Source organism: Pandoraea eparura, from assembly GCF_902459725.1.
Classification (GTDB): Bacteria; Pseudomonadota; Gammaproteobacteria; order Burkholderiales; family Burkholderiaceae; genus Pandoraea; species Pandoraea eparura.
On the sequence record NZ_CABPSH010000001.1, the window covers coordinates 368,728 to 386,005 of the forward strand.

General features: G+C 64.2%; 20 protein-coding genes. 12 read left to right on the plus strand and 8 right to left on the minus strand.

Annotated elements, in window-relative coordinates:
• Nucleotides 1-118: 118 nt before the first annotated feature.
• Nucleotides 119-1,492, minus strand: a complete 1,374-nt coding sequence (xseA, locus tag PEP31012_RS01630) for an exodeoxyribonuclease VII large subunit (RefSeq protein ID WP_150587609.1) — start codon at nucleotides 1,490-1,492, stop codon at nucleotides 119-121.
• 449 nt (nucleotides 1,493-1,941) lie between these two features.
• Here xseA and PEP31012_RS01635 point away from each other — a divergent pair, with 449 nt between their 5' ends.
• The 7 genes from PEP31012_RS01635 (at nucleotide 1,942) to PEP31012_RS01665 (ending at nucleotide 6,850) form a co-directional block, all read left to right on the plus strand.
• Nucleotides 1,942-2,556 carry a MotA/TolQ/ExbB proton channel family protein gene (locus PEP31012_RS01635; protein WP_150587610.1) on the plus strand — a complete coding sequence of 205 codons (615 nt, stop codon included), beginning with the start codon at nucleotides 1,942-1,944 and terminating at the stop codon, nucleotides 2,554-2,556.
• A gap of 15 nt (nucleotides 2,557-2,571) precedes the next feature.
• Entirely contained in the window at nucleotides 2,572-3,033 is a 462-nt protein-coding gene (locus tag PEP31012_RS01640) for an ExbD/TolR family protein (protein WP_150587611.1), read from the plus strand.
• Nucleotides 3,034-3,086: 53 nt separating this feature from the next.
• Nucleotides 3,087-4,103, plus strand: a complete 1,017-nt coding sequence (gene lpxK, locus PEP31012_RS01645; protein ID WP_150588032.1) for a tetraacyldisaccharide 4'-kinase — start codon at nucleotides 3,087-3,089, stop codon at nucleotides 4,101-4,103.
• Entirely contained in the window at nucleotides 4,084-4,290 is a 207-nt protein-coding gene (locus PEP31012_RS01650) for a Trm112 family protein (RefSeq protein WP_017232748.1), read from the plus strand. Before lpxK ends, PEP31012_RS01650 begins: the two co-directional genes overlap by 20 nt.
• Nucleotides 4,291-4,298: 8 nt before the next feature.
• The gene (gene kdsB, locus PEP31012_RS01655; protein WP_150587612.1) at nucleotides 4,299-5,078 is read left to right on the plus strand and encodes a 3-deoxy-manno-octulosonate cytidylyltransferase; all 780 of its coding nucleotides are present in this window, start codon (nucleotides 4,299-4,301) and stop codon (nucleotides 5,076-5,078) included.
• 305 nt (nucleotides 5,079-5,383) lie between these two features.
• Nucleotides 5,384-6,049 (plus strand): adenylate kinase, encoded by a 666-nt coding sequence (gene adk / locus PEP31012_RS01660; protein WP_150587613.1) that lies wholly within the window; start codon nucleotides 5,384-5,386, stop codon nucleotides 6,047-6,049.
• A gap of 69 nt (nucleotides 6,050-6,118) precedes the next feature.
• Nucleotides 6,119-6,850, plus strand: a complete 732-nt coding sequence (locus PEP31012_RS01665; protein ID WP_150587614.1) for an Mpo1 family 2-hydroxy fatty acid dioxygenase — start codon at nucleotides 6,119-6,121, stop codon at nucleotides 6,848-6,850.
• Between the two features lie 100 nt (nucleotides 6,851-6,950).
• On the opposite strand, the gene PEP31012_RS01670 is transcribed toward PEP31012_RS01665, so the two are convergent.
• Together PEP31012_RS01670 and murJ are read right to left on the minus strand one after the other, a co-directional pair.
• Nucleotides 6,951-7,817 carry a SirB1 family protein gene (locus PEP31012_RS01670; protein WP_150587615.1) on the minus strand — a complete coding sequence of 289 codons (867 nt, stop codon included), beginning with the start codon at nucleotides 7,815-7,817 and terminating at the stop codon, nucleotides 6,951-6,953.
• 49 nt (nucleotides 7,818-7,866) lie between these two features.
• Entirely contained in the window at nucleotides 7,867-9,417 is a 1,551-nt protein-coding gene (gene murJ / locus PEP31012_RS01675; protein ID WP_425494904.1) for a murein biosynthesis integral membrane protein MurJ, read from the minus strand.
• Nucleotides 9,418-9,596: 179 nt separating this feature from the next.
• Here murJ and rpsT point away from each other — a divergent pair, with 179 nt between their 5' ends.
• Nucleotides 9,597-9,869, plus strand: a complete 273-nt coding sequence (gene rpsT, locus PEP31012_RS01680) for a 30S ribosomal protein S20 (RefSeq protein WP_039367301.1) — start codon at nucleotides 9,597-9,599, stop codon at nucleotides 9,867-9,869.
• Nucleotides 9,870-10,195: 326 nt separating this feature from the next.
• Here the strand turns inward: rpsT and PEP31012_RS01685 are convergent, their stop codons facing one another.
• Complete coding sequence (locus tag PEP31012_RS01685; RefSeq protein ID WP_150587617.1) at nucleotides 10,196-10,510, minus strand: DUF3579 domain-containing protein; 315 nt, start codon at nucleotides 10,508-10,510, stop codon at nucleotides 10,196-10,198.
• 85 nt (nucleotides 10,511-10,595) lie between these two features.
• A complete protein-coding gene (locus tag PEP31012_RS23525; RefSeq protein ID WP_174978070.1) occupies nucleotides 10,596-10,760 on the minus strand; it encodes a hypothetical protein in 165 nt (54 codons plus the stop codon).
• A gap of 101 nt (nucleotides 10,761-10,861) precedes the next feature.
• On the opposite strand from PEP31012_RS23525, the gene argF reads away from it, so the two are divergent.
• From argF to PEP31012_RS01700, 3 genes are all read left to right on the plus strand, one after another.
• On the plus strand, nucleotides 10,862-11,788 hold the full coding sequence (gene argF / locus PEP31012_RS01690; RefSeq protein ID WP_150587618.1) for an ornithine carbamoyltransferase: 927 nt from the start codon (nucleotides 10,862-10,864) through the stop codon (nucleotides 11,786-11,788).
• Between the two features lie 402 nt (nucleotides 11,789-12,190).
• On the plus strand, nucleotides 12,191-12,514 hold the full coding sequence (gene ppnP / locus PEP31012_RS01695) for a pyrimidine/purine nucleoside phosphorylase (RefSeq protein WP_150587619.1): 324 nt from the start codon (nucleotides 12,191-12,193) through the stop codon (nucleotides 12,512-12,514).
• 271 nt (nucleotides 12,515-12,785) lie between these two features.
• Nucleotides 12,786-14,099 carry a patatin-like phospholipase family protein gene (locus PEP31012_RS01700; protein WP_343039871.1) on the plus strand — a complete coding sequence of 438 codons (1,314 nt, stop codon included), beginning with the start codon at nucleotides 12,786-12,788 and terminating at the stop codon, nucleotides 14,097-14,099.
• On the opposite strand, the gene murB is transcribed toward PEP31012_RS01700, so the two are convergent.
• Nucleotides 14,089-15,105 (minus strand): UDP-N-acetylmuramate dehydrogenase, encoded by a 1,017-nt coding sequence (murB, locus tag PEP31012_RS01705; RefSeq protein ID WP_150587621.1) that lies wholly within the window; start codon nucleotides 15,103-15,105, stop codon nucleotides 14,089-14,091. The two genes, PEP31012_RS01700 and murB, sit on opposite strands and share 11 nt — an antisense overlap.
• Before the next feature lie 232 nt (nucleotides 15,106-15,337).
• Between murB and PEP31012_RS01710 the strand changes: the two genes are divergently transcribed.
• Nucleotides 15,338-15,823 (plus strand): YajQ family cyclic di-GMP-binding protein, encoded by a 486-nt coding sequence (locus tag PEP31012_RS01710; protein ID WP_150587622.1) that lies wholly within the window; start codon nucleotides 15,338-15,340, stop codon nucleotides 15,821-15,823.
• A gap of 200 nt (nucleotides 15,824-16,023) precedes the next feature.
• Here the strand turns inward: PEP31012_RS01710 and plsY are convergent, their stop codons facing one another.
• Nucleotides 16,024-16,626, minus strand: a complete 603-nt coding sequence (plsY, locus tag PEP31012_RS01715) for a glycerol-3-phosphate 1-O-acyltransferase PlsY (protein ID WP_150587623.1) — start codon at nucleotides 16,624-16,626, stop codon at nucleotides 16,024-16,026.
• 117 nt (nucleotides 16,627-16,743) lie between these two features.
• Nucleotides 16,744-17,238, minus strand: a complete 495-nt coding sequence (gene ybaK, locus PEP31012_RS01720; protein ID WP_150587624.1) for a Cys-tRNA(Pro) deacylase — start codon at nucleotides 17,236-17,238, stop codon at nucleotides 16,744-16,746.
• Nucleotides 17,239-17,278: the final 40 nt, after the last annotated feature.

A 17,278-nucleotide genomic window follows, 5' to 3' on the forward strand; every position in this document is an offset into this window, starting at 1 on the left:
AAACCGCACGGGTACTCGCTGGCCCGCACGTGCCTGCGCCCAGGTGGCGATTGCTGGCCAATATCGCCTGATCGATGCACGATGCCCGCGATTGGCCCGCATTATCGAATCGACGCGGCTAAAAAGTATCGTCTAGCCTGACCTGAACGTCACCAATGCCCACATCGGCGGCGCCGTCGGCCAGATGCATCGTCACGTGCTGGCCGCGCTGGAGTTTGCGCGGGTCGCGCAACGGTTGCCCCTTGGCGTCTAGCACGGCGGCATAGCCGCGCTGCAGCGTGCGGCGCGGGTTGAGCAATTCGAGTTGCGCCGTGGCGTCGGTCAGCCGTTGTGCCGAGCGCTCCGCACGGCGCGACATCGCGTTTTGCAGGCGCTGCGCGAGGAGTGCGACACGCTCGTGCTGCGGGGCGACATCGGGCACCGCGCGCGCCAGGCGCAGACGCAGCATCTCGAAACGACTGCGGCGCTGGGCCAACGGGCGTTCGAGCGCGTGACGCAACCGGTCGCTCAGATGCGCCAGCTCGCCGCGCTGGCGGGCCAGACGCTCACGCGGCGACACCAGGGCGCGCGACAGGCTGTCGAGTTGCTGGGCGCGCTGCTCGAGTGTGCGCCGCATGGCCCGCGTCAGACGCTGGCGCTCGCGGTCGACCTCGCGCAGGCACTCGTCGCGCGACGCGCTGATCAGCTCAGCCGCTGCCGTGGGCGTGGGCGCCCGGACGTCCGCCACGAAGTCGGCAATTGTGAAATCGGTTTCATGCCCCACGCCGGACACCACGGGCAGTTCACTGCGGGCGATCGCGTGGGCCAGCACTTCCTCGTTGAACGCCCACAGGTCTTCGATGGAGCCACCACCCCGGCACAGCAGCAGCGTGTCGACCTCGCGGCGCGCATTGGCCGTGTCGAGCGCTGCGGCCAGTCGCGTGGCGGCATCGGCGCCCTGCACCGGCGCCGGATACACCACCACCGAGACGTGCGGCGCGCGTCGGGCAAGCGTCGTGAGCACGTCGCGCAAAGCCGCCGCCTGCAATGACGTCACGACGCCCACACGGCGGGCGTATCGTGGTAACGCGCGTTTGCGTGCCGCATCGAATAGCCCGGCAGCAGCGAGCGTCTCCTTGAGTCGCAAAAACGCCTCATACAGATTGCCTTGCCCGGCCCTGCGGATCGCTTCGACATTGAGCTGGACTTCGCCGCGCGGCACATACATCGAGAGCAGCGCGCGAACTTCCACCCGATCGCCCTCCTTCGGCGAGAAATCGGCGTGTTGGGCACGCCCGCGAAACATCACGCAGCGCATTTGCGCCTGGGCGTCCTTGATCGAGAAATACCAGTGGCCGCTGGCCGCGCGCGTGAAGTTCGAAATTTCGCCGCTGACCCACGCCAGCGGAAAGCTTCGCTCCAGCACGCCGGCCACGGCTTTGTTCAAATCCGAAACACTTAGCACGCGATCCGCGCCACCGGTGGGCCGAACGTCGTCGAAAGATAGGTTCATGCGTGTTGGCTGGCAAAAATCTGTCCACAGGCCCGCTAATTTAAGGGTTTTCTCGACCGGTCGCCGCATTTTTCCTGCCCCCGGATGCCAAACCCTTGATTTATCGGCCCTTACGAAGCACTTCGTGACGGTTCAGCGAAGCCATTTCAATGACTTCGTGAGATTAGGTCCCAACGGACCGACATGTACACATAGTTATCCACAGGCTGTCGTCTATTCGATGGGATGCTTGAGTTTGCGGATGTGTTCATTTCTGAAACGTTTTCCTGCTTATTTTTTCATCACGGAGGAAAAAGTCATGGCGAGTCAATCAGTTGCCCAAGGTATCCCAAGCTTGTCCACATCCTTGTGCGCCGGTCGTGTGGAAAACGGTGCTTGCCCATCCCCCCCCTGCACGCTACAGTTCGGACTCGCTTGCCCCATCCCCCGCAATAAGTAAGAGGTCGTCTTTGTTTGCCGTCATCCAGGCCGCCGGCTGGCCCATCTGGCCACTTCTCATCGCCTCCGTTTTCGCACTCGCCCTGATTGTCGAGCGCGCCCTGTCGCTGCGCCGGGCGCGTGTGCTGCCGAGCGGTGTGCTCGAAAACGCCATCACCCTCGCCCGACGCGGTTCGGCCAAACAGGACGCGACCGAAGCGCTCGCGCGCAGTTCGTTGCTCGGGCGCGTGCTCGCCACGGGCGTTCGCTATGTCGCGCACAACCCGCAGGGGCCCCGCGATGGCGCGAAGGAAGCACTCGAAGAGACCGGGCGTGCCGTCGCGCACGAACTGGAGCGGTTTCTGCCCGCGCTGGGCACGATCGCGTCGGTTGCCCCGCTGATGGGCCTGTTCGGCACGGTCGTCGGCATGATCGAGATCTTCGGCGCCCAGGACGCCTCGGGCACGGATCCCGCGCAGTTGGCGCACGGTATTTCGGTCGCGCTCTATAACACGGGCTTCGGCCTGATGATCGCGATTCCCGCGATGATCTTTTATCGCTACTACCGCACGCGCGTGGACGCGTTTCTGGTCGAACTCGAGACGCAGGCGGTCCATTTTCTCGATGCCACGCTGCCGCGGCACTGATCCGAGAGACGCACGATGAATTTCCGTCGAGGTCTTTCCACGCGCGACGAGCCGGAGATCAATCTGATCCCGCTCATCGATGTGCTGCTCGTCATCCTGATCTTCCTGATGGTCACCACGACCTACACGCGTTACACCGCGCTGAAGGTCAACCTCCCGACGGCCGATGCGCAGAAGGCCGTCGTGCCGCCGCGTCAGATTGTCGTCTCGGTCGGTGCCGACGGCAGTTACGCCATTGACCGGCATGCACTTGCACAACGCGATGTCGCTAGCCTCACGGCAGCGCTGCGTCAGGCGGCCGGTACGGTCAACAGCGAGGCGGAATCGCCGGTCGTCGTGGTCAACGCCGACGCCAAGAGCGCCCATCAGTCGGTCATCAACGTCATGGAAGCCGCCCGCGAGGCCGGCTTGTCGCGGCTGACCTTCGCCGCCCGCTCGACGACGGCGCATGGCGCCGCCGGTCAACCGCCCCGATGACAACGCCCTCGTCACGTCCGAGCGCTACCGACGGCGTGCGCTCGCGCGCACTGGTGCCGCGGCTATCGGGCTCGCTCGTACATTGGGTCAGTGCGCAATGGCAGCGACGTGGGCTCCTTGCCTGGCTGCTGTGGCCCGTGTCGTGGCTGTTTGCCGCAATGGCGGCCTGGCGGCGCCTGAGCTTTCGTCGAGGATGGAGCAAGTCGACGCGCCTGCCGGTGCCTGTCGTGGTCGTCGGCAATCTCACCGTCGGTGGCACCGGCAAGACGCCCACCGTCATTGCGCTCGTCGGCGCACTACGCGCGCTCGGCTATACGCCCGGCGTGTTGTCGCGAGGCTATGGGGCAAGGCTGTCACGTCCGACCGAAGTCAGTCCAACGGCGCGCCCCGACGCGGTCGGCGACGAGCCGCTGCTGATCGCCCGGCGCACGGGCGTACCGGTGTGGGTGTGGCCGTCCCGCGTCGAGGGCGGGCGCGCGCTGCTGGCCGCGCATCCGGCATGCGACGTCATCGTTTGCGACGACGGCCTGCAGCATTACGCGCTGGCGCGCGACGTCGAGATCGCCGTATTCGACCACCGGCTGGGCGGCAACGGCTTCCTGCTGCCCGCCGGGCCGTTGCGCGAGCCGCTGTCGCGCCGACGCGATGCCAATCTGATCAACGATCCCTACGGCAGAACGCTCCCCGACTGGCCCGACACCTGGCGGCTCACGCTCACGCTCGGCGACGCCTGGTGCGTGAGCCAGCCAACCCTGACGCGGGCGCTAACGCACTTCTCGGGCAAGCGCGTCCTGGCTGCGGCCGGTATCGGCGCGCCCGAACGCTTCTTCGCCGCGCTGCGTGCCGCCGGCCTGCAGATCGCGACGCTGGCCTTGCCCGATCATTACGACTTTGCGACGAATCCGTTCGACGGCGTCGCCGCCGATGCCATCCTGATCACCGAAAAGGATGCAGTAAAATGCGTCACCTGGTCCGACCCGCGCGTGTGGGCCGTGCCTGCGGAGGCAGCGCTCGATGCGCGCCTCGTATCCCTGGTAGTGGAGAAATTGCGTGGACAACCGACTGTTTGAGATTCTCGTCTGCCCGTTGTGCAAGGGCCCCCTGGAGTACGACAAGAAAGCCCAGGAGCTGATTTGCCACGCCGACAAGCTCGCTTACCCGATTCGCGACGGCATCCCCGTCATGCTGGCCGATGAGGCGCGTCAGTCCGTCGAAGGCACGCCCGTGCCGCTGAGCGGCGACAAGCCGGCATCGTGAGCGATGCGATGAACACCGTCGACTTTGTTGCCGTGGTGCCGGCGCGCCTTGCCTCGACGCGGCTGCCGAACAAGCCGCTCGCCGATATCGGCGGCAAGCCGATGGTCGTGCGCGTCGCGGAGCGGGCGCGCGAGTCGGGGGCCAGTCAGGTGGTTGTCGCCACCGACGCGCAGCGCGTGGCCGATGCCGTGGCCGCGCATGGCTTCGATGTCGCATTGACGCGAACGGATCATCCAACGGGCACGGATCGTCTGGCCGAGGTGGCCGTCCAGCAAGGCTGGTCCGACGACACCATCGTCGTCAACGTGCAAGGCGACGAGCCGCTCATCGATCCGCGCCTTGTGCACGCGGTGGCGGCGCATCTGGCCGAACATCCGGAATGCGCCCTGTCGACGGCGGCGCACCCGATCACCGACAACGCGGAAATCTTCTCGCCGAACGTGGTCAAGGTCGTGCTCGACGCGCACAGCCGCGCGCTCTATTTCTCGCGCGCGCCCATTCCATGGTCGCGCGATGCGTGGTCCGCCGGGTTGGCTCATCGCGCAACCCTGCCCGCGGCGAGCACCCCCGTCTTTCGACACATCGGGCTTTACGCCTATCGCGCCAAATTCCTGCGCACCTATCCGAGCCTGCCGCAGGCCCCGATCGAGACCGCCGAGTCGCTCGAGCAACTGCGTGCGCTCTGGCATGGCGAACGCATTGCCGTGCTCGTGACCGCCGACGCGCCGCTGCCGGGGGTCGACACGGCGGAAGATCTCGAACGCGTTCGCGCATTGCTGCGAAGCTAACGCCCGATCCCGCGCGAATTCGGGCGTTGACGCGCCAGCCGATGGCCGGCAGGTGTGTCTCGGAAATCGCACCGGTACGACGCGCATCGGTCGGCAAAACGCCGCCAGGCGGACTCATCGTGGCATAATCGCTCTGATTCTCGCGAGCAGCCCCTTCGGTCGCGCGCGACGCGCCCTGCCGGCGCGTTGCCGGCGCGCCGCGCGGTTGGCCGGTCACTGGACCCGCAATCGCCGCAGAGTACCGAAGACGCGCCTGCCTGCCGCACGCACAGCATTCACAAATCACAAACTTTCAGGAGTCATTGATGCGTCTGATTTTGTTGGGGGCACCCGGGGCCGGCAAAGGCACCCAAGCCACTTTCATCAAAGAGAAATTCGGCATCCCGCAAATCTCGACCGGCGACATGCTGCGCGCCGCGATCAAGGAAGGCACCCAGCTCGGCCTCGAAGCCAAGCGCTACATGGACGCGGGCGACCTCGTGCCGGACGCGGTCATCATCGGCATGGTGCGTGAGCGCCTCACCGCCGACGACTGCAAGAGCGGCTACCTGTTCGACGGCTTCCCGCGCACGATCGCGCAGGCCGAAGCCATGAAGGACGCCGGTGTCGCCATCGACTTCGTGCTCGAAATCGACGTGCCGTTCGACGAAATCATCACGCGCATGAGCGGTCGTCGTACGCATCCGGCGTCGGGCCGTACCTATCACGTCACGTTCAACCCGCCCAAGGTCGAAGGCAAGGACGACGTCACCGGCGAGCCGCTCGTGCAGCGTGACGACGACAAGGAAGAGACCGTCAAGAAGCGCCTGACCGTGTACGAATCGCAAACCAAGCCGCTCGTGGCCTACTACTCGGATTGGGCGAAGCACGGCAGCCCGGGCGCGAGCGTCGCGGCACCGCAGTATCGCAAGATCTCGGGCCAGGGCAGCGTGGACGAAATCCGTGCGCGCGTGTTCGACGCACTGAAGTAAGCGCGTTATCGTTGCTTCGTCGTCCCGTTGCCCTAGCTCGGCATTCGCTGTGCCCGAGGACGGGTCGACGTGAGCGACAGTGTTGAAAAAGGCGGCCAGTTCATGCTGGGCCGCCTTTTTTGCCAGTGGCAGGCGATGCCGTTCGTGAAGCGTCCGTGGTTGCCGAGTCAGATTGTCGCGGCGCAGCAAATTGTCGTGCCGGCGATGACTACAATGGAGTGCCGAGCGCAGCTTGCGGTCGGCGCGGTCGCCGACGCTGTCGGTGGCAAACCCGCATTCCCCCCGTCCCCAAGGCAGGAGGCTCGCATGAAATCACTGGCGCAACAGATGTCGTTCTACCAGCGGTATCACCGCAGTGCCAAGAATCGCCTGACCCATTTCTTCGGCGTTCCCATGATCATCCTGGCAGTGATGCAGGCGCTTTCCTGGCTGCCGCTCGGCCCGAGCGGCCTGAACGTCGCCCATGTGACCGTGCTGGTGCTGCTCACGTACTACTTCCTGCTCGATGTCCCGCTGGCGCTCGCCATGACGGCTTTCTTTGCGGTATTGCTGGCTATTACCCAGCACCTGGCGACGTTGTCATGGCCGTGGGCGCTGGGCGTCTTCGGCGTGCTGTTCGTCGGCGGCTGGATCATCCAATTGATCGGTCACCATTTCGAAGGACGCAAGCCCGCGCTGCTCGACAACCTCTTCCAGCTCTTTATCGCCCCGATGTTCCTGATGGCGGAGGTGTTCTTTCACTTCGGCTACAAACCCGGGCTGCAGCGGCGAGTTCAGGAATTGGCGGCGCAGTCGGCGTGATCGCGCACGGCTTCCGAAGAACGACGCGCGACATCGCAACGCCAGCCGAATTGGCTGGCGCTGCGCATTCAAGACATTGAAAAACGAGCGGGACCGGCCGTTATCCGTGACTGCCTGGGCGACGGCTCAGATCGTCGAGGATCTGACGAATCGCGTTGGCGTCTTCCGCGTCGGGACGCGCCCCCAGATAACCCTCCAGATCGTCCTGCGCCGGACGCACCAGTCCTAGACGTGCATACGCCAACCCGCGATCTCGTTTTTCGACCGGTTGGTCGGGCAAGACGAGCACCATGCGCTCCTGCACGGACAGCACCCGCTCCCATCGCTCGCTTTGCGTGTAGATCGCTCGCAGATTGCGCAGCATCCGGGCCAGGATTTCGCGCGGCGTCGCCGGCTCCAGGAAGGGGTGCAGCAACGCCCACAGCGCCAGCTCCTGAATTGGCTCGGCACTCTCGTCGCGGTAGTGCTTCAAATACGGCTCGACCATTTCCAGCAGTCGCTGCGGCGAGAGCGAATTGCCCGAGATCGGGTCGATGACCACATCGCCGGCCGGCACGGCAAGCCGTAGCAGGAAATGCCCCGGGAACGACAGGCCGCGCAGCGGCAGGCCGATCTGGTTGCCGATTTCCATGCACAGCACAGCCAGCGAAATCGGAATACCGCGACGCCGGTCGAGCACCACATGCAGGTGACTGTTGTCCGGGTCGTAGTAATCGTTCTGGTTGACCGAGAACCCAAGTTCGCGGAAGAAGAAGTGATCGAGCAGTTGCAGCTTCTGCAGCGGCCCGGCATCGGGCGGCAGGCGCTTGGCCAGACGCGCGGCAAGCGCGTCGATCCGGGTCAGCGTGTCCTGCACGTCGAGATCGGGATAGACATCCTGCGCGATGGCGATGGCCGCTTCGGTCAGCGGCAAACCATCGTCGGATGCGACCAGCGCTGCAAAGTACTCGAGAAATCGATTCGCCATGCGCGATCCGTGAAGTCTGCCGTGGCGGTGGCGGCCCGCGAGCGAATCGCTAGCGGGTGCGGCGACGGAAGAACGAGAAGTTGAAACCCATGAGGAATAATGCCCCGAAATACACCACGGCGCATAGCACCAGACTGGCGCCAAGCAGCGCAATGCGCGAGAGCGGGCGCGCGCTCATCGCCACCCAGTCGAAACTTTGGGTGAACCACAACAACAAGCCCGCCAGAATCAGACACGCGGCCAGCAATTGCACGAAGAACAGACGCCATCCGGGCGCCGGCCGATAGATGCCGCGCTGGTACAGCCCCGCGAACAGCAGCGCCGCGTTCATGCACGCACCCACGCCGATCGACAGCGACAGCCCCGCGTGGGCGAACCAGCGCACGAAGAGCAGGTTGGAGAGCTGCGTCGCCACAAGCACCACGACGGCGATCTTCACCGGCGTCTTGATGTCTTGCTTGGCATAGAAGCCCGGCGCCAGAATCTTGATGAGAATCAGGCCAACCAACCCGACGCCGTAGGCCGTCAGCGCATGCGCGGTCATCGCGACGTCGGTCGCGTCGAATCGCCCATATTGATAGAGCGTTGCGGTCAGCGGCTCGGCGTAGACGAACAGCGCGACGGCACTCGGCATCGCCAGCAGGAACGTCAGGCGCAGGCCCCAGTCCAGCAGGGCGGAATATTCGGTGGCGTCGCCGTCGGCGTGAGCGCGCGAGAGACTCGGCAGCAGAATGGTGCCCAGCGCCACGCCGAGCAACGCCGTCGGGAACTCCATCAGCCGGTCGGCATACGCCAGCCACGACACACTGCCCTGCGCGAGGCGCGACGCGATGTTCGTGTTGATGATGAGGCTCACCTGCGCCACCGACACGGCCAGCGTGGCGGGCACCATCTTCGCCAGCACCCGCTTCACCCCCTTGTTGCGCAGCGCCGCCGCGATATTGATCGTGATGCGCGGCAACATGCCGATGCGCGCGAGCGCCGGGAGCTGGATGAGCAATTGCAGCACACCGCCGACGATCACCGCGAAGGCCAGCGCGTAGACCGGTTTCGCCAAGTGCGGCGCGACCCACAGTGCAGCGACGATCGAACACAGATTGAGCAGCACGGGCGCGAACGCCGGCATCGAGAACTGTCGCCAGGTGTTGAGCACCCCGGCGGCGAGCGTCGTGATCGAGATGAGCGTGATGTACGGGAACATCACACGGGTCATGAAGACGGCCGAGTCGAACGTGCCGTTCTCGCGCGAGAGCCCCGTCGCCACGGCGTAGACGACCCCGGACGCGCCGAGCACCCCAGCAATCGTGATGGCCAACAATCCCCAGAACAGGACGGTGGTCACGGAATCGACGAGGGTTTTCGTCTCCTCATGACTGCGCTGCGACTTGAATTCGGCCAGAATCGGCACGAATGCCTGCGAAAACGCGCCTTCGGCGGACAGACGGCGCAGCAGGTTGGGAATGCGGAACGCGACGTTGTACGCGTCGGTCATGGGACCGGCACCGAACATGCGCGCGATAAGGATTTCACGGACCAGACCGGTGATGCGCGAGAGCATCGTGAAACCGCTGACCGTAGCGAGAGCTTTGAGCAAATTCATGTTGCGCGTATTATACGCACAGCCTTGCAGCAAAGAAGTTGCAATTTCCATTGGCGTTCGGCTATAATCGACGGTTTCGAAGTCAATGGATTGCTTCCTGGCCACCGTGTCTCCCAGGGAGCCGAGCCAAACTGCATAGAAGCCGCATCAGGCGGAGCAATTCAAGGAATTCACCGAACATGGCAAATACCGCACAAGCACGCAAGCGCGCGCGTCAAACCGTTAAGATCAACGCCCACAACTCGGCACTGCGCTCGCGTCTGCGCACGGCAGTCAAGGCCGTTCGCAAGGCCATCGCCGCTGGCGACCAAGCGGCCGCCAAGGAAGTGCTGCGCACGTCGGCCAAGACGATCGACATCATTGCCGACAAGAAGATCGTTCACAAGAACACCGCGGCTCGCCAAAAGAGCCGCCTGTCGGCCGCCATCAAGGCGATGTCGGCAGCTGCCTAACAGCGCAAGCTGTCAAGCAGACGCCATTGCTTGCCGGTTCCGACTCCGGTCGGAACACAAGAAAAGCCCGCTTTATGCGGGCTTTTTCTTTTCCATGCCATGCAACGTCGATCCACGCCCACGCGACGCGAGCGCAAGTCACTGCGGCATTGCGGCGCGGCGAGAAACATTGGGAACGAAGACGCTGACGGCGACGAGAACAGCAAAGAGAATCATGAGAACCACGACGACAGTCGCCACGAAACGGCCAACGACAGGGAGATCGACGGTGAGTCGGGGCCAAAGGCCCGGCACTCACGTCTGGCCGGAAAACGGCCATGGGGGAATTACTTGACGTCGGGAACGAAGCAGGCTTCGGTCAGTTGCAAGTCGTTGTCACGGGCGAAGTTCATCACGAAATCGAACGCCATCGGCTCGATGTCGCGCAACCGCTCGTCAACGACGACACACTTGACGTCGCCCACCATGATCGGACGCACATAGGGGGAGTACTGCATGTATGCGTTCGGGCCGGTATCGCTCCGGCCACAGAACGACACGGCGCCGCACAGACGCTCCGCCCAGTCACTCGGACGGAACTTCCTGCCACCCCGGGTGAGCCCCTGGATGAAATACTCGCGCGCGGGAACCTGGTCGGTCATATCGCTCAATCACCTCAAAAAACACCTGGACAGCCATACGCGGGTAGCGTCGCTGACAGAGCCAGTATTATATCTTATATAAGACTCAAACCTGTCCCCCACCCACGCTGCCGGTGTTTTTTTCGGTCTTGCCAGCCGTTTTTGGCTGTGCAGCATCGCGCTCGATCATACGCTTTTCGTGTGACGGCAAAACGATTTGGTAGACTAGGGCCTGTTCCCCTGATGCCAGCAACCGGTAGAACACCTTCATGCGCCTGACCGGGGGACAGGCCTCAAGGCTTGTTCGTCGTGCCGCAAGCGTGCAAGTTCCCTTGGAATTGCCGCGCTATCGGCCTCCAGCAGAACATCCAAATGACCACCGCCAAACCCATCAAGCATTACCTTCAGTTTTCGGATTTGACGCTCGACGAGTACGACTACGTGCTCGAGCGCACCCGCATCCTCAAGAAGAAATTCAAGAACTACGAGACCTACCATCCGCTGCACGACCGCACGCTGGCGATGATTTTCGAGAAAAGCTCGACACGCACGCGACTGTCGTTCGAAGCCGGCATTCACCAGTTGGGCGGCCATGCTGTGTTCCTGAACACGCGCGACACGCAACTCGGCCGCGGCGAGCCCATCGAAGACGCGGCCCAGGTGATCTCGCGCATGACCGACATCATTATGATCCGCACGTTCGGCCAGGAGATCATCGAGCGCTTCGCGCAACATTCACGCGTGCCGGTGATCAATGGGCTGACCAACGAATATCACCCGTGCCAGGTGATGGCGGACATTTTCACGTACTACGAGCATCGTGGCCCGATCAAGGGCAAGACCGTAACGTGGATCGGCGACGCGAACAACATGTCGTACACGTGGATTCAAGCCGCCGAGATCTTCGGCTTCCAGTTCAACATCTCCACGCCGCCGGGCTACCGGCTCGATCAGGCGATGGTGGCCGAGTCGAGCCGTCCGTTCGTGCGAGAGTTCGACGACCCGCGCGAGGCCTGCGAAGGCGCGGATCTCGTGTCGACCGACGTCTGGACGAGCATGGGTTACGAAGCGGAGAACGAGGCGCGTAAAGCGGCCTTCGCCCAGTGGTGCGTGAACGCCGACCTTATGCAACGCGCCAAACCCGACGCCCTGTTCATGCACTGCCTGCCCGCGCACCGTGGCGAGGAAGTGTCGGCCGACGTGATCGACGGGGCGCAAAGCGTTGTCTGGGACGAAGCCGAGAACCGTCTGCACGTGCAGAAGGCGCTCATGGAGTACCTGATGCTGGGTCGCGTGTAACGCGGCACAGATCACACCACGCCCGGACCGGCACAACGCCGTCCGGGCGTTATCGCCCCCTTTTCCTCCCCCCTTATCGCGGCCGATCTGCTGGCGCCGCCCTACTCCGCCACCGTGTACCTCGCCGCCGCTTCCCCCACCGCGAGTCGCGTTCCGCTATCATCGCTGACGCGCAGGCGTCCCTCGTAGACGCGCGCTTCATCGCCGCACGCCGCAGTTCGTACCCTCCGTCAGAACATTTCGCAATTTGCACCACGACGGGGCAAATTTGTTGTGCATTGCACAAATGGCAAACGGGTGGACGTTCGAAACGTGCTAGCATGATTTCACGCTTGCCCCGTCGGGACAGGCCTATCGACCCATCATCGCGACTTTCCATCGCATTCGACTCCGCATTCGGTCATGACGCAAAACGCAACGCAGTTCGACAACGTTTCCGTAATCAAGCGCGCCAACACCTATTTCGACGGCAAGTGCGTTTCGCACACCGTGCTGTTCCCGGACGGCACCCGCAAGACGCTGGGCGTGATCTTCCCGGCCACGCTCCAGTTCGGCACCGATGCCCCCGAAATCATGGAAGTCACGGGCGGCCGCTGCCGCATCCGTCTGGCCGGCGAGGCCGAGTGGCAGGAATACGCCGCCGGTCAGCAGTTCTCCGTACCAGGCAACAGCAAGTTCGATATCGAGGTCGTGGAGACGCTCGATTACGTCTGCCATTACGGCTAACCGACCAGCCCAGCATTGCGACGGCGTGGGATCTCCCGCGCCATCGCCCTCTCGGCCGGTTCAGCGCGGCCCGGCGCCGCTACCCACTATGTCGCGTCTGCCCCCCGAATCCGTCGACGATGCTACCGGCAACCGATCTTCTGTCGCACCTGCCGATGCGCAGCCCACCGCTGCGGCGCCCCCATCGACCTCTTCGACCTCTTCGACCTCTTCGCCTTCATCGACTGCACCGACCGCATCGGCCAGTCCGTCGGAATCCGCGGCCACCGCGGTGAATGGCACGAGCACCGATCTCGAGCCGAGCGATGTCCCCCTGCTCCCGCCGGATGGCCTCACCCGCCCGGCACGTACCGGCAACGTGGCAAAGCAGTCCGCTGCCCCTCATGCACGCAAGCGCACGTCCGTCAGCGCCGATGACGCCAGCGATGCCATCACGGCAAAAGGCGGCGCACAAACACCCGAGGCTCCCCGTTCGCGTGCCCCCGCGAAGTCCACGAAACCCAGCCGACGCCGCCAGCCGAAGCGAAAAGGCATCGACCTCGGACTGCAAGGGGGCGGTGCGCACGGCGCCTATACGTGGGGCGTGCTCGACAAATTGCTGGAAGACGGACGTCTGGAGTTCGAGGGCATCAGCGGCGCCTCCGCAGGCACGATGAATGCCGTGGTCCTGGCGCACGGCCTGCTCGACCGCCCAGGCGTCGATCCGCGCGAGAAGGCGCGTGAGGCGCTGCACAGCTTCTGGCTCGGCGTGTCGCAGGCGGGCTCCTCGGCGACCGCCTGGGCGCAGACCGTCTTCAGTTGGCTCAACGGCCGTCCGACCGAGTACCCCGTCTGGCACGACTGGATGCAGAGCATGCAGCAGTTGATGGCGCCGTTCTCGCAGCCCCCGGCGGAAATCAACCCGCTGCGCACCGTGCTGGAAGCGCAGGTCGATTTCGAACGGTTGCGCGAGAGCACCGCGACGCGTCTGTTCGTCTCCGCGACCAACGTGCGCACCGGCAACATCCACATCTTCCGCACGCACGAAATCACGCTCGACGTCGCGATGGCGTCGGCGTGCCTGCCGTGGCTCTTCAAGCCGGTGAAAATCGACGAGGACTTTTACTGGGATGGCGGCTATCTCGGCAACCCGCCGCTCTACCCGTTCTATTACGAGACGCTCACGAGCGACATCCTGATCGTTCACATCAATCCGATCGAGCGCAAGGAGAAGCCAGTGCTGCCGGGGCAGATCATGAACCGCGTGAACGAGATCACGTTCAACGCGTCGTTGCAGCGCGAATTCCGCGCCATTTCCTTCGTGCACAAACTGATCGACGAAGGATGGCTCAAGCCCGAGTTTCGCAAGCGCCTGAAATACCCGCTGATTCACTCGATTCGCGCGGACAAGGAACTGTACGACTTGTCGTCATCGACGAAATTCGTGACCGACTGGCATTTCCTCACCACGTTGCGCGACCGCGGCCGCGAGGCGGCGAGCCGCTGGCTCGAGGCGCATTTCGCCGACGTCGGTGTCCGCTCCACCGTCGATTTGCGGCGCGACTACCTGCAACGTCTGCCCGACGCCACCGCCATCAAAGCATGAGCGGTTCGGGTTCGAGCGCGATGCCGAAGCGTGCCTGCACGCTGTCCTGCACGGCGCGCGCGAGCGCCACGATCTCCGCGCCACTCGCGCCGCCGCGATTGACGAGCACCAGTGCCTGACGCTCATGCACCCCCGCGTGGCCGAGCGACTTGCCGCGCCAGCCGCACTGGTCGATGAGCCAGCCCGCCGCGACTTTCCAGGTGCCGTCCGGCTGGACATAGCCAACCGCCTGCGGACAACGCTCGCGCAGCGCGGCGAACCTTGCGGCATCCACCACGGGGTTCTTGAAGAAGCTTCCGGCATTGCCGAGGTCGGCCGGATCGGGCAGTTTGCGACGGCGAATGTCCACGACGGCCTCGAAGATTTGCCGCGCATTCGGCTGCGCGATGCCTGCCTGGGCAAGCATGTGCGACACGTCCGCATAGCCGGTCACGGGTTGCCACGGCTGCGGCAGCCGCAAGGTGACCGAGACGATGATGTAGCGCCCGGGCTCGCGCTTGAAGCACGAATCGCGATAGCCGAACGCGCACGCCTCGCGCGAGAGCAAGACGAACGTGCCCGTGGCCGTATCGAGTGCGCGCACCTCGGCAAAGCGCTCGGCCAGTTCCAGCCCGTAGGCGCCGATATTCTGAATGGGCGCCGCGCCGAGGGTGCCGGGGATCAGGGCGAGGTTCTCCAGGCCCGGGCAGTCCTGCGAAAGCGTCCAGTCGACGAAGTCGTGCCAGACCTCGCCGGCGCCGCCGCGCACATAACGCGCGTGGGCGTCGTGCGCGAGTCGCTCGCGGCCGCGAATCGCCATTCGGAACACCACGCCGTCGAAGTCGCGCGTGAGCACGACGTTGCTGCCACCGCCGAGCACGAGACGCGGCAGGCCCGCCAGTTCGGGCATGGCGAGCGCATCGAGAAGCGCCGCCTCGCTATCGATCGTCACGACGAAGCGGGCGGTGGCGGGCAGGCCGAAGGTATTGAATTCGCGCAGGCTGACGTCGCGTTGCAACTGAGGCATGAAGTCTCGGAAGAAGTCCGTGGGTGATCCGTGGGCGCCGCCGCCCCCCAGCGTCAGGAAGGGACGCGGGACCGGTGGCTGAATTACAATATCGGGCGAAAGAATTTTGCGCACCATTATAACGGCCGCGTGGCCGAGGCCCGTGCTGCGCGCATGCGACGGTACCGCCGTCCCCTCGCAGGACACGCCAGGCGTGCCCTTTCACGAACCCTTTACATTTCAGGAGAGCCAGATGCCATCGTTCGACGTGGTTAGCGAAGCCAACATGGTCGAGGTCAAGAACGCCATCGAGCAGGCCAACAAGGAAATCTCGACGCGATTCGACTTCAAGGGGTCTGACTCGCGCGTCGAGCACAAGGAGCAGGAACTCACGCTCTTCGCCGACGACAACTTCAAGCTCGAGCAGGTCACGCAGGTGCTCATCAGCAAGATGGCCAAGCGCAACGTGGACGTGCGCTTCCTCGATTACGGCAAGGTCGAAAAGGTCAGCGGCGACAAGGTCAAGCAGGTCGTCAAGGTGAAGAAAGGCGTCGAAGGCGACCTGGCCAAGAAGATCGTGCGTCTGATCAAGGACAGCAAGATGAAGGTGCAGGCGAGCATCCAGGGCGACAGCGTGCGCATCTCGGGCGCCAAGCGCGACGACCTGCAAAGCGCCATGGCCCTGCTGCGCAAGGACGTGACCGACACGCCGCTCGACTTCAACAACTTCCGCGACTGAGCGCGCGCGGCAAGCCCACACCCGATCCGCAGACCGGCACTGACGCCATCCCGTTGGACGGTCGGAGAGGCTGAGGCTGACAGTGACAGGGCTGAGTTCTGTATTGCACAGGACGCAGCCCTTTTCGTTCACGCTTGAGGCGATCGCCGCTGCAACACGCCGCTACTGCGCCGCCACGTAGCCACGCTGCGACCTCGACCTTACTTCTTCTGCCCGATGCGGCTTTCCTTGCCCGTCATCAGCTTGCCAATGTTCGCGCGGTGCCGGTAGACCAGCAGGATCGCCATGACGATCACCGCCGGGGCATACGGCCCGAAGCCGGACATGAAGACGTAGTAAAGCGGGGCGAACACGGCCGCCACCAGTGCGGCGAGCGACGAATAGCGGAAGAAGACCGCGATGATGAGCCACGTGGCGAGCACGGCGAGCCCCAGCACCGGGTGAATGGCGAACAGCACGCCGGCCGCTGTCGCCACGCCTTTGCCGCCCGCGAAGCGCAGGAACACCGGGTACAGATGGCCGAGGAAGACCGCGAGAGCCACGGCCGCCAGACCGAAGTCACCAACGCCCCACGTATCGGCGAAGCGTTGGGCGAGGTATACCGCGAGCCAGCCCTTGAGGGCGTCGCCGATCAGCGTCAGCACGGCGGCCTTCTTGTTGCCGGAGCGCAGCACGTTTGTGGCGCCCGGGTTGCCCGAGCCGTAACTGCGCGGATCGGCGAGACCCATCGTGCGGCTGACGATCACCGCAAACGGCAACGAGCCGATCAGGTACGCGAGAACGATAAAAACCAGTGTGGCCATGAACTTCGAGCGTGAGCAGAATGTGTAATGGCCGCCATTCTACTTGACCGGCCTCGTCCCCCCATTCTGGCAAACACGGGTTGCGCCGGGATCGAAGCGACCGCGCCGCGGTGATGCCTACTCGTCGCTCAGCGCACACGACACCGGCTTGGCGGCCAGCGTGTTGAGCAGCACCTGCGGCGCAATGCCGATCAAGTACCCGCGCCGCCCCCCATTGATGAAGATCTGCGGCAGATCGAGAATCGACGCCTCCACATACACCGTCATCGCCCGCTTGGTGCCGAACGGCGACGTGCCGCCCACCAGGTATCCCGAATGACGCTGGGCGACTTCCGGCTTGCAGGGCTCCACCCGCTTGGCGCCGATCTGGCGCGCGAGGTTCTTGGTCGAGACGGTCCGGTCGCCGTGCATGAGCACGATCAGCGGCCGGGCCTTCTCGTCCTCCATGACAAGCGTCTTGACGACGGCATGCTCGTGCACGCCCAACTGGCGTGCCGACTCGCCGGTGCCGCCATGCTCGACGTACTCGTAGATGTGTTCGGTGAAGGCCACTTTCTTTTGCTTCAGAAACTGCGTGGCCGGCGTTTCCGAGACATGTTTGGTCTTGCTCATGGGCGCCTATTGTAATGAAACGCTCGGGAACTGCGGTCCC

Bases quoted from the DNA above. Each gene is read 5' to 3' on its own strand.
- PEP31012_RS23525 (WP_174978070.1), bottom strand. From the start codon at position 10,760: ATGAAGGTGTTCTACCGGTTGCTGGCATCAGGGGAACAGGCCCTAGTC.
- rpsT (WP_039367301.1), top strand. From the start codon at position 9,597: ATGGCAAATACCGCACAAGCACGCAAGCGCGCGCGTCAAACCGTTAAG.
- PEP31012_RS01710 (WP_150587622.1), top strand. From the start codon at position 15,338: ATGCCATCGTTCGACGTGGTTAGCGAAGCCAACATGGTCGAGGTCAAG.
- PEP31012_RS01640 (WP_150587611.1), top strand. From the start codon at position 2,572: ATGAATTTCCGTCGAGGTCTTTCCACGCGCGACGAGCCGGAGATCAAT.
- murJ (WP_425494904.1), bottom strand. From the start codon at position 9,417: ATGAATTTGCTCAAAGCTCTCGCTACGGTCAGCGGTTTCACGATGCTC.
- adk (WP_150587613.1), top strand. From the start codon at position 5,384: ATGCGTCTGATTTTGTTGGGGGCACCCGGGGCCGGCAAAGGCACCCAA.
- argF (WP_150587618.1), top strand. From the start codon at position 10,862: ATGACCACCGCCAAACCCATCAAGCATTACCTTCAGTTTTCGGATTTG.
- plsY (WP_150587623.1), bottom strand. From the start codon at position 16,626: ATGGCCACACTGGTTTTTATCGTTCTCGCGTACCTGATCGGCTCGTTG.
- PEP31012_RS01685 (WP_150587617.1), bottom strand. From the start codon at position 10,510: ATGACCGACCAGGTTCCCGCGCGCGAGTATTTCATCCAGGGGCTCACC.
- xseA (WP_150587609.1), bottom strand. From the start codon at position 1,492: ATGAACCTATCTTTCGACGACGTTCGGCCCACCGGTGGCGCGGATCGC.
- PEP31012_RS01670 (WP_150587615.1), bottom strand. From the start codon at position 7,817: ATGGCGAATCGATTTCTCGAGTACTTTGCAGCGCTGGTCGCATCCGAC.
- kdsB (WP_150587612.1), top strand. From the start codon at position 4,299: ATGAACACCGTCGACTTTGTTGCCGTGGTGCCGGCGCGCCTTGCCTCG.
- ppnP (WP_150587619.1), top strand. From the start codon at position 12,191: ATGACGCAAAACGCAACGCAGTTCGACAACGTTTCCGTAATCAAGCGC.
- ybaK (WP_150587624.1), bottom strand. From the start codon at position 17,238: ATGAGCAAGACCAAACATGTCTCGGAAACGCCGGCCACGCAGTTTCTG.
- murB (WP_150587621.1), bottom strand. From the start codon at position 15,105: ATGCCTCAGTTGCAACGCGACGTCAGCCTGCGCGAATTCAATACCTTC.